This window comes from Providencia sp. PROV004 (assembly GCF_011045615.1).
Classification (GTDB): Bacteria; Pseudomonadota; Gammaproteobacteria; order Enterobacterales; family Enterobacteriaceae; genus Providencia; species Providencia rettgeri.
This window is the reverse complement of the sequence record NZ_CP042859.1, coordinates 2,682,957-2,696,720: the sequence shown is the minus strand read 5'-3', so window position 1 is coordinate 2,696,720 and position 13,764 is coordinate 2,682,957. Positions and strand designations below refer to the sequence as shown.

12 protein-coding genes are annotated in these 13,764 nt (G+C 41.2%); 4 read left to right on the top strand and 8 right to left on the bottom strand.

What is annotated here, in order from left to right; genetic code table 11:
• Window positions 1-10 precede the first annotated feature (10 nt).
• On the bottom strand, window positions 11-733 hold the full coding sequence (locus FVA69_RS12090; protein ID WP_004910559.1) for an IclR family transcriptional regulator: 723 nt from the start codon (window positions 731-733) through the stop codon (window positions 11-13).
• Window positions 734-1,198: 465 nt separating this feature from the next.
• On the opposite strand from FVA69_RS12090, the gene FVA69_RS12085 reads away from it, so the two are divergent.
• Window positions 1,199-2,179 carry a Gfo/Idh/MocA family protein gene (locus FVA69_RS12085; protein ID WP_109911295.1) on the top strand — a complete coding sequence of 327 codons (981 nt, stop codon included), beginning with the start codon at window positions 1,199-1,201 and terminating at the stop codon, window positions 2,177-2,179.
• A gap of 38 nt (window positions 2,180-2,217) precedes the next feature.
• On the opposite strand, the gene FVA69_RS12080 is transcribed toward FVA69_RS12085, so the two are convergent.
• A complete protein-coding gene (locus FVA69_RS12080; protein WP_164529350.1) occupies window positions 2,218-3,867 on the bottom strand; it encodes an alpha-keto acid decarboxylase family protein in 1,650 nt (549 codons plus the stop codon).
• A 124-nt stretch (window positions 3,868-3,991) separates the two neighbouring features.
• On the opposite strand from FVA69_RS12080, the gene FVA69_RS12075 reads away from it, so the two are divergent.
• Entirely contained in the window at window positions 3,992-4,885 is an 894-nt protein-coding gene (locus FVA69_RS12075; RefSeq protein ID WP_117161962.1) for a LysR family transcriptional regulator, read from the top strand.
• A gap of 69 nt (window positions 4,886-4,954) precedes the next feature.
• Here the strand turns inward: FVA69_RS12075 and FVA69_RS12070 are convergent, their stop codons facing one another.
• Window positions 4,955-6,133: a calcium:proton antiporter gene (locus FVA69_RS12070; RefSeq protein WP_164528901.1), complete on the bottom strand. Its 1,179-nt coding sequence runs from the start codon at window positions 6,131-6,133 to the stop codon at window positions 4,955-4,957.
• A gap of 456 nt (window positions 6,134-6,589) precedes the next feature.
• On the opposite strand from FVA69_RS12070, the gene FVA69_RS12065 reads away from it, so the two are divergent.
• The gene (locus tag FVA69_RS12065; RefSeq protein WP_164528900.1) at window positions 6,590-8,203 is read left to right on the top strand and encodes a GMC family oxidoreductase; all 1,614 of its coding nucleotides are present in this window, start codon (window positions 6,590-6,592) and stop codon (window positions 8,201-8,203) included.
• A gap of 104 nt (window positions 8,204-8,307) precedes the next feature.
• Here FVA69_RS12065 and ychF read toward each other — a convergent pair whose 3' ends face one another.
• Complete coding sequence (gene ychF / locus FVA69_RS12060) at window positions 8,308-9,399, bottom strand: redox-regulated ATPase YchF (RefSeq protein WP_004910600.1); 1,092 nt, start codon at window positions 9,397-9,399, stop codon at window positions 8,308-8,310.
• 102 nt (window positions 9,400-9,501) lie between these two features.
• On the bottom strand, window positions 9,502-10,092 hold the full coding sequence (gene pth / locus FVA69_RS12055) for an aminoacyl-tRNA hydrolase (protein ID WP_164528899.1): 591 nt from the start codon (window positions 10,090-10,092) through the stop codon (window positions 9,502-9,504).
• A 299-nt stretch (window positions 10,093-10,391) separates the two neighbouring features.
• Here pth and ychH point away from each other — a divergent pair, with 299 nt between their 5' ends.
• Window positions 10,392-10,664 (top strand): stress-induced protein YchH, encoded by a 273-nt coding sequence (ychH, locus tag FVA69_RS12050; RefSeq protein ID WP_004910602.1) that lies wholly within the window; start codon window positions 10,392-10,394, stop codon window positions 10,662-10,664.
• Between the two features lie 304 nt (window positions 10,665-10,968).
• On the opposite strand, the gene prs is transcribed toward ychH, so the two are convergent.
• Genes prs through lolB form a run of 3 tightly spaced genes read right to left on the bottom strand, consistent with a single transcriptional unit; the run spans window position 10,969 to window position 13,501 of the window.
• Window positions 10,969-11,916 carry a ribose-phosphate diphosphokinase gene (gene prs / locus FVA69_RS12045; RefSeq protein ID WP_004910604.1) on the bottom strand — a complete coding sequence of 316 codons (948 nt, stop codon included), beginning with the start codon at window positions 11,914-11,916 and terminating at the stop codon, window positions 10,969-10,971.
• 56 nt (window positions 11,917-11,972) lie between these two features.
• Entirely contained in the window at window positions 11,973-12,848 is an 876-nt protein-coding gene (gene ispE, locus FVA69_RS12040) for a 4-(cytidine 5'-diphospho)-2-C-methyl-D-erythritol kinase (RefSeq protein ID WP_109911298.1), read from the bottom strand.
• Window positions 12,845-13,501, bottom strand: a complete 657-nt coding sequence (lolB, locus tag FVA69_RS12035) for a lipoprotein insertase outer membrane protein LolB (RefSeq protein ID WP_004910605.1) — start codon at window positions 13,499-13,501, stop codon at window positions 12,845-12,847. Before lolB ends, ispE begins: the two co-directional genes overlap by 4 nt.
• Window positions 13,502-13,764: the final 263 nt, after the last annotated feature.

Sequence of the window (13,764 nt, the reverse complement as noted above, 5' to 3'; positions counted from 1 at the left end):
ATTGTATTAATTATGAGTCGTAACCGAGCTGCCTTGATATGCGTAAAGCAGACAGAAGCAGTTGTTCAGTCATATCTTGTTCTTTTTCATCAGAAAAACGGCTTAGTGGTAAGCTAATGCTCAGTGAAGCAATGCATTCCCCGTGTTGTGAAAAGATAGGTGCGGCAATAGCACCGATACCTGCGGTTAATTCGCCTCGGGTAATGGCAAAACCTTGTGAGCGTATGGTGGCAATTGATTTTTCAATTGAGGGATTCTTTTCAATAAAATGTGCTTGAACATCTTTAGGGGAGTAAGCCAATAGTACTCTACCTGACGCTCCAGATCCTAACGGCCGGCGATTGCCAGCTTCACTGCGTACTTGAAGTGATTGCCCTGATGGCTTATGAAGAACTTGTAAAATTTCACCGTTGTCACGTATACGCATTTGAATGTTTTCATCAAAACGTTGACGGAGTTGCTCTGCTTCAACTTCTGCGACTTGGATATAGTTTATTTGCTGGCGAGCGCAATTCCCCAAGCTTAATAATTGATGGCCTAAATGATAGGTCACTGGGTTTTCATTTTTTTGCACGAAATGACGGTTTTCTAACGTGCATAATAAACGGTATACCTTGGATTTATTCATGCCAGATAAGCGTGCAAGTTCACTTAATCCAAGATTGTTTTTTTCACCTAATAGCATCAATAACAATAAAGCATCATCAACGGCAGTGACAATATTCTCTTTCATCTTAACCTCGGTTGGTTTATACAGTAAACCATTGGTTTATTTGGTAAAATTAGCATGGAGAATAATAAAAAATGATTCAAGAGAGTTGTTAATAAATTGTGATGTGAGTTAGGGTTTTAAAAAGGTTTATGTCAGTGAAAAAAAAGAGAAATGAAATATTTATAAGATAAAACAATTGGTTATATAAAACGTAAAATGAGAGAGTTTTGCTGACAACGTGAATAGAAATTATTGTAAATGGGAAGCTAATCGTCATTTATGGCGGTTATTTGGTTCACCTAGTGAAATTGGCTCGTACATCAGTAATAAATAAAAGAACCTCCAGTGAAAAAATGTGTCATTTTTATTGAATTTTTAAGGAGAAAATACGGGAATGGCAGAGATTATCAAAAAGCATCGAAGATATTTCTTAAATAATGAGCCTTATGGCAAAATGAAATTCACTTTTCTTAATGGATAACAGAGATGAAACTAGCGCTGGTCGGTTCTGGAAAAATAATCATGTCGGCTCTTGATGCTTTAATACAGGTGCAAGGGATAGAGCTAGTCGCACTGTGTGTTCGGGCGGAAAGTATTGAAAAGGGACAGGTTATTTGCCAACAATTCGGTATAGCAAAGTTGTATACTGATTATCAAAAGTTGTTACAAGACCCTGATGTTGAGGTGATATACATAGGTTTGCCAAATCATTTACATTATCAGTATACCTTTGATGCATTGATGGCTGACAAACATGTGGTATGCGAAAAACCGTTTACACCAAATTGGCAACAGTTACAGGCGTTAATTTCCATTTCACAGACTAGGGGGCTTTTTTTGTTTGAAGCCATTACGTCTATTCATACCCCTGAATTTCACTTTATCAAGCAACACATTGATAAAATAGGTGAAATCAAAGTGATTCACGGTAATTATTCCCAATATTCAAGTCGATACAATGACTATTTGCAAGGCCGTATTCATGCTGCTTTTGACCCACAGCAAGCAGGCGGTGCGCTCTATGATATTAATTTATATAACATTTATTTGTTATCAGCCTTGATGGGAGCACCCAATAGTAGCCACTATATTTGTAATAAAGGATTTAATGGAATTGATACATCAGGGGTACTAACGGCCCATTTTGAGCGTTCAGTTGCATCTTGTGTGGGAGCGAAAGATTCGGCGAGCCCCGGTTACTTTATTATTCAAGGCACCAAAGGGCATATTCGTATCACTGGAGCCCCAAGCCTTTGCCAGTCAGTCGAGGTTTGTATTGATGGGGAAATATCCAACGTATCTCGGGATGCAACAATCAATCATATGGTCTATGAGTTTGCATTCTTTCGTGAGCAAATTGCTAGTAAAAACCATGCTAAATGCGATGAATTGCTTGAATTAGCATTAATTGTCTCAAAAATATTGCACCAATCACGAAACGATGTAGGGCTGGTATTTACATCATAAAGACATTGGCAGCGCAATGGCTGCCATAATTTGTCAATTTAAAATGAATATAAAGATGCTACTGATTTACCAAGTTTTTCTGCAAGCTCAGATGCGGCATATCTATCCATAACTACCTCAATATAGGCCGCATGGTTCGATAGTTCGGCCTGCTTAATCGCATTGTCTAATTCATTGCAGTTGGTTACACGCTGACAATACCAATCATTACAACCTAATGCGGCGGGGAGCTGTGCATAATTCCATTGGGGTAAGTCGTTGTAATAGGCTTCAGGATTTTTACACAGAAGTCGTTCAATTAAATAGCCATCATTATTTAGGACGAAAATAATCGGTTTTAAACCAAAGCGGGCAAACTGGCTAATCTCTTGGGCCGTGAGTTGGTGAGAACCTTCCCCAGTCACTAAAATAACTCGCTTCTGTGGCTCTGCAATTGCTGCACCAAAGGCTGCGGGAGTGGCCCAGCCGATAGATCCCCATAATGTTTGGTTGTGAAATTGTGCATTTTCAGGTAATAAAGCAAAACCTAACCCCATAGATGCTGTTCCCGTTTCTGCAATAATAATGTCGTCCTTACGGAACATTTTTTCTAGGCGAGGGTACAAATATGAGGCGGTAATTTGGCCATTTTCACCTTGCTGCGGTGATCCTAATCCTTGAGCTTTGAGCCCGGCATGGTTAAGTGAGGGCGCAAGTTCTTTTAATTTATCTAACACATCTTTCATCAATACATTCGGGTAGATAGCGGAACCCACTTTCACATGGTCAGAAAGAATGTTAATACAGCTTTCAGGGGCAATCGTTGCGGTAAAGCTGCCGGTGTTGAAGTCCGTTAATACTGCACCGATCCCCATAACACAGTCACAGCTCTCGACGAATTCTCGCACATCAGGGTTCATTAGTTTTCCATTATAAATCCCCATATATTGAGAGTTAGATTCGCTTAATACCCCTTTATCCATAAACATGGTGGCATAAGGTAGGCCAGTTTTCTGAATAATAGCCTCAACATCAGTCGTTAAGCCGAAACGAGCCGTTAAAATCCCAGGAATAATACAGGCTTTTGTACTCGATGTGAGTTTTTCAACAATAGCGGTAACCGCAGCTGATAATGACTTGCTATGACTTTTATTTATAGTGATAGTTTCAGGTGTTTCATCTGCTTTAATTGGCATAACAGCATAGTCAGAAGGGAAACCTAAATAAACGGGTCGAGATTCTTGTAAAGCGGTTGTAATTAAACGTTCTGTTTCGGCAATACAATTTTCAGGCGTTAAAATAGCGTGAGCACAGCTTAAATGTTGGCTCATTTGATAAAACACATCGAAATCACCATTTCCTAGGGTATGGTGAACTAAACGGTGTTTTTTTTGAACTCCGCTTGCTGGCATACCAACAAGATGAAAAACGGGAAGATGTTCGGCATAAGCGCCAGCAATACCATTTAAGGCACTGAGTTCGCCGACACCAAAAGTGGTTGATAACGCTGCGGCACCTTTCACACGGGCATAACCATCCGCAGCATATGAGGCATTGAGTTCATTGCAGTTGCCAATCCAGCGCATATTTTCACTTTCACATACTGCATCTTCAATAGGGAATGCGTAGTCACCAGCAACACCAAAAATATCGTGAATACCGATTTGGTAAAGTCTATCTAATACGTATTCGATAACCGTCTTATTCATCATGCTGATCTCCGTTAATCGTCTAGCTTATAGTTCTAAGTTGAATTATTTTTATCGTTTATTATGCTTTAAAGGAAATCACTTAAACTCATTCTATCTATAACTAAAAATTATAGGGGGCGAAATGGACATTCGTTCATTACGTTATTTTGTTGAAGTTGTGCAGCTCAATGGTTTTAGCCGCGCGGCAGAAAGTTTATTTGTAACGCAACCAGCGGTTAGCCGTAGTATTAAAAAATTAGAAGATGAACTTGGTTATACTTTGCTGATTAGGGAAGTCGATGGCGTTAAATTAACGGAGGAAGGGGATATTTTATTGGCTCATGCTAGACAAATTCTTTCACAATTTGGCAGTATGAAAAAAGCGTTACTGGAAAGGTCAGGCCCTATATCTGGAGTACTACCCGTGGGGCTACCACCCGTGATAGCATCGACCTATTTTGCTGATATTATTATGGCTTTTAGCCGACGTTATCCACAGGTGGAACTGAAAATTCTTGAGTTGGGTACACGCAAAATGCGAGAGGCAATGCTAAATGGTGAAGTTGAAACTGCCGCCGTGATGTTACCTTTTGCTGATGACCGCTTTGAAGTACACCCTTTTTCAACCGACCGATTAATGCTATTGGTTAGCAACCAACATCCACTTGCAATACGTGAATTTGTTAAATTTAGTGAAATAGCCGATGAGCCTTTTATTTTCTTTTCTGATGATTTTCTAATTAATGAACTTGTTGTTAGTGCTTGCGGTGTTTATGGTAAAAAACCCACTATTTCTGGGCGTAGTAGTCATTTAGATTTGGTGACAGCCATGGTAAGAGCTGGGGTAGGGATAACGCTACTTCCGGACAGTATGTGGCAGAACGCCAGTTCAGTGGGGGTATCCGTTATTCCAGTTATTGAGCCAATATTGGCTTACGACATTGCTTTAGCGACAGTAAAAAACCACCATCAAAGCCGTCGTGCACAAGCATGGCATGATTTGGCTTTGGATATGTTAAGAATAAGGAAAGTGTGAGCGAGGCTAACATAAAATTTGATACCCAATCGAGTATTTTCTTATGCAGCCTTCACGTTTTGTCAGCCACTACGGATAAAATAGAATAAGCCCAAATACAGCAAAGATGGCAAGGTGTATCCAACCTTGAATGGGAGATGTTTTCTGACCATTAAATGAAAGCATAGTCAGTAACATGGTGATTGCGAATAAAACAATTTCCGCGTTAGAAATCCCCATAATGACTTGTTTACCGGTAATAATGCCGATAATTAATACTGCTGGCACAGTTAAACCTACCGTTGAGACAAATGCGCCTTGGCAAAGGTTTATCGCTCGTTGCATTTCATTATTCATTGCCGCTTTTACTGCTGTGATTGATTCAGGTGTAAATACGATAATGGCGATCAGGACACCACCGACTGCTGCTGGTGCTCCTAAGGCTTCAATTCCGTAATCAGTCACGATGGCTAAATAATGCGCAAGTAACACAATAGGGAGTATCAGCCCAATTAACACACAAGAACGAATAATAATCGTTTTTTTGTTTGACTCAGCGTGGTTATCTTTCTTTTCGACATTATTGTCTGCCAAAGCATCGCTAGCTGAAATGTATTGTTCTGGGACATTCATCAGCCCTTTAGGCGGCTGGATAAAAAATCGTCGGTGACCTCGCATCTGCATCCACAAGAAAGCACCATAGATAAGTATAGTAATACCTGAAATACCAATGGCTTGCGTATGGGAATACTCCCCTTGGCTAGAGGTATAATTTGGTAGGACTAACGCTAAACCAGTCAGTAATACGATCATTGAAAGATAACTGTTGGTTCCTTGCGTATTATATTCTTGTTCACCATTTCTAGCTGAACCTGCGAGTAAGCAGATACCTACGACGAGGTTCATGATAATCATCATCACGGCGAATATGGAATCACGCCCAATAGTTGGAAAATCACCGGGACCTAGTAGAACCGAGGCAATAAGAATGACTTCAATTAAGACAATAGATAAAGTCAGGATCAGCGTTCCGTATGGCTCACCCAATTGTTCAGCAAGATGGTCAGCCTCTTTAACGACACCAAAGGAAGCGGTGAGAATTGTAATGAACAGCAGTAAAAAAATCCAAGTTGCACTAAATGCAGAAAGACTGTCATTAAGTAATGTTTCGCCACTTAAAATAAAGAAAATGACGACTAACCAAGAGCCGATTAACCGGCTCCAAGTTGTTAACGGGATGAGTGGACTATTGAAACAGAAGCGCCCCATATTGTTTTCCTTTAGAAGAAAGGGTCGTCCCTGTTGCTGATACGCACTTGAGGTCGTCCTCAAGCCGAAAGAATATTAATCGGTCATTACTATAGCATTCATCTATTATCTTGCAACTCCTGCATGGAAATAAGCTTTATAGTCGCGCTGATAACATCGAAGGGGATTGTGACTCGCTTAAACACGATAAAATAAGATATTTCTATATGACAGATTACTTATTAGCTAGCTATAAACATTCATTTATTAATAAAGATTGGATTAGGTTTAAGTATTGACTTTGCTTAAAATTTTTCTTGAATAAACAATGTTTATTAAGAGCCAATAATAATTACATAAGAAATTATTTTTGATTTTAATCACATATGTGGAATATTGTTCATACATTAATGAATTAAAAGCGCTATTTTTAAAAAAATGAAAATAGATTGTTTGTTTTATTTGACGGAGTGACAAATGAGCGCAGTAAAATATGATTATATTATTGTAGGTGCGGGTTCTGCCGGTTGTGTTCTTGCTGCTCGGTTGATCCAAGAGACGCAATCCAAAGTATTACTTATTGAAGCGGGTGGTAGCGATAACCACTTGTTTATTCGTATGCCAGCTGGCGTGGCGAAAATTATTGCCCAAAAAAGTTGGCCTTATGAAACTGAGCCAGAGCCTCACGCGAATAACCGTAAAATGCAAATTGCCCAAGGGAAAGTGTTGGGGGGAAGTAGTTCTGTCAATGGAATGATTTATATCCGAGGCCAGAAACAAGATTATGATAATTGGGCTCTAAATTACGGCTGTGAAGGCTGGGGATACTCGGATGTATTGCCATGGTTTAAAAAGGCAGAGAGTAATGAAAGCCTGACAGGAGAATACCATGGAACAGAAGGCCCACTTCCTGTCAGTGAAAATAGATACCGGCACCCATTATCAATGGCATTTATTCGTGCAGCGCAAGAGCATGGTCTTCCTTATGTCAATGACCTTAATGGGGAAAGCCAGCAAGGAACAAGCTTTTACCAGACGACAACGCATAATGGAGAAAGAGCCAGTACATCAAGAACCTATTTAAAATCAGTGGAAAAGAGTGATAAGTTGACATTAAAGCTTGGCACTCAAGTGAACCGTATCATCATTCGCGATGGCCGCGCGATTGGTGTTGCCTATCAAGGGAAAAATGGCCATGAAGTTGAGGCATTTGCCAGTTGCGAAGTATTGGTCTGTTCGGGTGCGATGGGCTCTGCAAAATTATTGATGCTATCAGGTATCGGGCCAGAGGAGCATTTGTCTTCGTTGGGGATCCATACTCATGCGAATCTACCTGTTGGTAAAAATTTTCATGACCACCTACATATGTCAATTAACGTCACGACTAAGCAGCCAATAAGTTTATTCGGCGCAGACCAAGGTTTAAATGCGATTAAACACGGGGTCGAGTGGATGGCATTTCGCAGTGGACTGCTCACCTCTAACGTTTTAGAAGGCGCTGCATTTAAAGACAGCTGCAACCAAGGCCGTCCTGATGTACAAATTCACTTTTTACCTATTTTAGATAGCTGGGATGATGTTCCTGGTGAGCCTCTGCCCGCAGCCCACGGCTTTTCATTAAAGGTCGGGTACTTACAACCTAAGTCCCGTGGTGAAGTTTTATTGCGCAGCACAGAGCCACAAGCCCCACTAAAAATTCACGCTAATTATCTTGCCTCACCCGAAGATATGGAAGGTTGCAAACGTGCGGTTAAGTTTGGCTTAGATGTATTGGACTCCCCTTCATTACAAGTGCTAAGCAAAGAGGTTCTAATGCCACCTGCTTCTGTACGTCATGATGACGCTCAACTTGAAGAGTTTGTCCGAAATTTTTGTAAAACGGTTTACCATCCTGTGGGAACTTGTCGTATGGGAACGGATACCACAACATCAGTGACTGATTTGCGGTTACGTGTACATGGTATTGAAAACTTACGTGTCGTGGACTGTTCTGTGATGCCTGAAATTCCAAGTGGCAATACCAACGCACCAACGATAATGATTGCAGAACGCGCCGCAGCGATGATTATAGAAGATAGGAACGCAAATTAACCTTGTGATAGGCTGATATAGAAAAAACAGCATAAAACCAAGGTAACACCTGAGCTTTATGCTGTTTCAATAAACTTAAGGTACGTTATAGACCAATTGTGGTACTACACATTAAACAAGAAGTTCAGCACATCGCCGTCTTTAACGATATAGTCTTTACCTTCTGCGCGCATTTTACCGGCTTCTTTTGCGCCTTGCTCACCACGGTACTGGATAAAATCATCAAATGCGATAGTTTGAGCACGGATAAAGCCTTTTTCAAAGTCAGTATGGATTTTACCTGCGGCTTGTGGTGCCGTTGCACCGACAGGGATAGTCCATGCACGCACTTCTTTCACCCCAGCAGTAAAATAAGTTTGCAGGTTTAATAACTGATAGCCGGCACGAATAACACGGTTAAGACCCGGTTCTTCAATACCTAAATCAGCCATAAACTCATCGCGCTCTTCGTCTTCAAGTTCTGCAATATCAGACTCAATCGCTGCACAGACGGGAACAACTACAGAGCCTTCGGCTTCTGCAATTTTATACACCACATCTAAGAAGGGATTATTTTCAAAACCATCTTCATTAACGTTAGCAATGTACATCGTTGGCTTTAATGTTAAGAAGCTCAAGTAGCGGATAGCGGCTTTATCTTCATTAGATAACTCTAATGTACGCAACATACCTGCTTGCTCTAGGTGCGGCAAACATTTTTCTAATGCTTCTAATTCTGCTTTTGCGTCTTTATCGCCACCTTTTGCGCGTTTTTGGACACGATGGATAGCGCGCTCACAGGTATCAAGGTCAGCAAGTGCTAATTCAGTATTAATGACTTCAATATCTGCGGCAGGGTCAACTTGGCCTGCAACGTGGATGATATTGTCATTTTCAAAACAACGAACAACGTGGCCAATGGCTTCGGTTTCACGGATATTCGTTAAAAATTGGTTACCTAGGCCTTCACCTTTAGATGCCCCTTTGACTAAGCCCGCGATATCCACGAACTCCATCGTAGTTGGTAAAATACGCTGTGGCTTCACAATTTCAGCTAATTGATCAAGACGTGGGTCTGGCATTGGCACAACACCCGTGTTTGGTTCAATTGTACAGAAAGGGAAGTTGGCTGCTTCGATGCCGGCTTTGGTCAATGCATTAAACAGAGTGGATTTACCCACGTTAGGCAGACCAACGATACCGCATTTAAAACCCATATGTTTCTCACCTTAATAGCGAGGGGCAGACATACGCTGCACCCAATGTTTAGAAATTGGCGCTGATTATACACAAAAAGTCGATTCGGATGAAATGAACTCTTATACAGTTGCTTTGAAGCCATGTAGACGATTGATGGCTTTGTCCATTCCGTCTGCTAGCAGAATATCTGTACACCTAGCCGCTTCATCAATTGCATCATCAATGAGTTTTTGCTCAGATAACGGTGGCTTACCCAAAACAAAGCCAACCACTTTGTTTTTATCACCCGGGTGGCCAATACCTATGCGTAAACGATAAAAATTCGGGTTATTGGCGAATTTACTTTGAATATCTTTCAACCCATTGTGGCCGCCATTGCTGCCCCCTAATTTCATTTTAGCTACACCGGGTGGTAAATCGAGTTCATCATGGGCGACTAAAATTTCATCGAGATTGATGCGATAAAAATTGGCTATAGCGGCAACCGACTTACCACTTAGGTTCATAAATGTGGTTGGAACCAGCAGACGGATGTCATTACCGTCCATATTAATACGTGCGGTATAACCAAAAAACTTTGCTTCTTCTTTCAATGGCTGATTATGGCGCTCAGCCAGTAAATCAACATACCATGCACCTGCATTATGGCGCGTTTGTGCATATTCAGCACCCGGATTGGCAAGTCCAACAATTAACTTAATTTTGCTCACGGTGGTGATTTCACTATCAGTTATGAAAATAATGCCCTAGTTTACCTTGTGAAATGCAGGATGTACAAAATTGTGATGGATAAAGTAACTATGATTATAATTGCTTAATAAACTATTCGGGTTTTCTGATTTTTTGATGAAAAGCATTTTTTGTACAGATATTCTTGCTAACTTCCTTCCTTGTGATGTCTATCGCAAAAAATTTTACTTAATGCACTATAATCATTACATAAATATAAAGTATGACCGAATTTATTTACACATGCTTGCTTATCAGTTTACTGGTACTGGAGGTATATATGAAACGGAAAAGCGCTCATCTTCTTGGTAATGTCTTCATGGGAATCGGAATGGTGTTGATGATCGGGAGTATCGGTGTCAACTTATTCTCTCATATCGTTAACTTAGGCCTTTCAGAACTTATCACGAACGGTTCCTTATTCGGCATTTTTATCGGTGCGATGGTATGGTTAGTCGGTGCTAGGATCGGCGGCCGTGAAAAAGTTGCAGACCGTTACTGGCAATTGAAACAACAATATCATTCACGCAGAGATAATCACCGCTATCCATAACATAAATAGTCTAGAGCAATTAATTGCTGATAATGGTGAACGAGTTTGATAATTAGGCATTAAGAAGAGTGAAATCCCAAAGAATTTTGCTCTTTTGTCGTGAATATTGTTAGTTATTTTAGATGGCTATTTTTGTCGTTTCATAATGTGAAATCACCACTATGATCGGTGATAAAATATAAAAATGAGCCCCAGTGGCTTTTTCTGCCAAAATCATAAAGCCCCTGCAAATGACATTGCAGGGGCTTATATTTTTTTGTGACTTTTTCATCACGGTTGAACGCTAAAATCCAATATTGGAGAATTAGTGTTCAAACATTGCTGAAATTGACTCTTCGTTGCTAATACGACGGATAGCTTCAGCTAACATACCTGAAAGCGTTAAGGTGCGAACATTGCTCAGCGCTTTGATTTCAGGAGAAAGAGGAATAGTGTCACAAACAATGACTTCATCAATGACTGAATTTTTGATGTTGTCTACAGCATTACCTGAGAAAATCGGGTGTGTAGCGTATGCAAATACACGCTTCGCACCACGTTCTTTCAGTGCTTCTGCTGCTTTACACAGCGTACCACCGGTATCAATCATATCGTCCACTAAGATGCAATCACGACCTGAAACATCACCAATGATATGCATGACTTGAGAAACGTTCGCACGTGGGCGGCGTTTGTCAATAATGGCCATATCGGTGTCATTCAGGAGTTTTGCGATAGCTCTAGCACGTACCACGCCGCCGATGTCTGGAGATACAACGATTGGGTTTTCCAAATTCTTCTGTAACATATCTTCCAGAAGAATAGGGCTACCAAATACATTATCCACAGGAACATCAAAGAAGCCCTGGATCTGCTCTGCGTGTAAATCGACAGTGAGCACACGGTCTACACCTACACTTGACAGAAAATCGGCAACAACTTTAGCGGTGATTGGTACACGGGCAGAACGTACGCGACGATCCTGTCTTGCATAACCGAAGTAAGGGATAACAGCGGTAATACGACCAGCAGATGCACGGCGTAGGGCATCGACCATAACAACCAGTTCCATCAGGTTATCGTTGGTTGGTGCACAAGTTGACTGGATGATAAAAATATCACCACCGCGAACATTTTCATTAATTTGAACACTGACTTCGCCGTCGCTAAAACGACCAACAGCCGCGTCTCCAAGATTAGTGTAAAGGCGGTTAGCAACACGTTGTGCTAGTTCCGGTGTAGCGTTACCAGCAAAAAGCTTCATATCGGGCACGAGAAAAACCTCAGGCTTGCGTCCAGAGAGATATTGTTGACCAACAGCGACAAGGCTTATTGGTGCAATACACGGGTTATCCCAGCGCGGAACTTGTGCAGTGGGGAAACGTTAACGCCTTGAGCGACGAACCCTTGCACCCACGATGGGGCTTTATTTAACACCTGCAGGGCATCCGCTTGTGTTTCAAATTCAGAAAAAACACATGCGCCTGTTCCTGTAAGGCGAGACGGAGCATATTCTAACAGCCAAGAAACAAGCTGTTCAACCTCACGAAAACGTTTTCTTGCGATTGGTTCGCAGTCATTTGCGTACGGAGCCAGTAATAATGCGGCTAGGGAGCGTTTTGGAGAATTTCGATTTAATTGTGGATCTGTGAAGATCATCGGGGTTGATATTTCAATTCCGGGATGAGCCACCAAATACCATTTCTCTTTAGGGGAAGCTTTGGTTAAAATATCACCAACCCCTTCGGCAAAAGCTGCATGCCCACGAACAAACACAGGAACATCTGCTCCTAATGATGCGCCTAATTGCGCAAGGACTTCATCAGAAATCTGTGTTTTCCAGTGTTCGTTAAGCGCAATTAAGGTAGTTGCTGCGTTTGATGAGCCTCCACCAATACCACCGCCCATTGGTAATATTTTATGAATACGGACATCGGCACCTAGTGGGCCACTGTGTTGCAACGTATCGCGGCAATAGGATTGTAATAATCTAGCAGCCCGTAAAATTAGGTTTTTTTCGGGGGGAACCCCTTGCATATCCGTCAATAAATTCAACTGGTCGTCATCACGTGTTGTGATAGTGATTTCATCGCCATAATCGACAAATTGAAATAGAGTTTGTAACTCGTGATAGCCATCAGGGCGTTGGCCGGTGATGTACAAAAAAAGATTTAATTTTGCCGGAGAAGGCCATGTTAACGTCATTTTTTCAGTGTCCAACTATCCATTTTCAATTTGATAAGTCTATCCCCTTGGCGTAACTCGAGATAGTTTGGCAGCATTGGTGTTGTTTTGCTGTCATAGGAAATATAGTTGAGCTGCCATGTTTCACCATTGCTTTTAAACGTAACACTTTTTAGCAAGTGGTTTTCATCTAAGGTGAAATCTGTTGCACGTCCGGGCGAGCCAGTTAACCAAGCGGTTAGGTCATCAATTGGGATTTCCATACCAGTGAGCTGATAAATCAACTCGCTCGGCACGTCACTCATATGGGTTTGACCATCTTTGGTAGTTAATCGAGCTAAATCAGGTTCAACGGTAAGTTCAAGTTCGCGGCTACCTAATGGGTTGGTTAACAATAAACGGTATTTTTCCGGTGTATATTGTTGCCAGAAAAACTTAGCGTACGTTTTTGTTTCTCCTCCGTTATAGGCAAAGGAGCCCCGTGTTTGGTAGTCACGTAACTGACTTAATTCTTGTTGATGTGCTTTCCACTTAGCATCCGATGCGGAGCTGGTTCCTTTCGTGGTTGTTTGTGACGTTGTCACGCAAGCAGTTAGCAAGACGCATGAAAGTGGTAAGAGGCGAAAAAAGTGCTTATTTATGTGCATAAACGGTAAAGCTTGAGTTAATTGCATATCAAATCTCAAAGTTGTATTGGGCGCTGATAGCAGTCTCTATTGAGTTACTTGCATTTAAAGAGGTTTAGTTTAGCGCGATATGGCTATCTGAGTCATCTATTGCACTCGATGATATACCTAACCGATAAAAATCTGTAAGTGATTTACTGTTTGTATACAAATAACATAGTGCATTGACAGCGGGAATGGTTTTCTAAAGTGGCTATTAAACCAATCCAAGCTCGTCACCATTTGCTTTCTGTGCGAAATAATTGCATCCT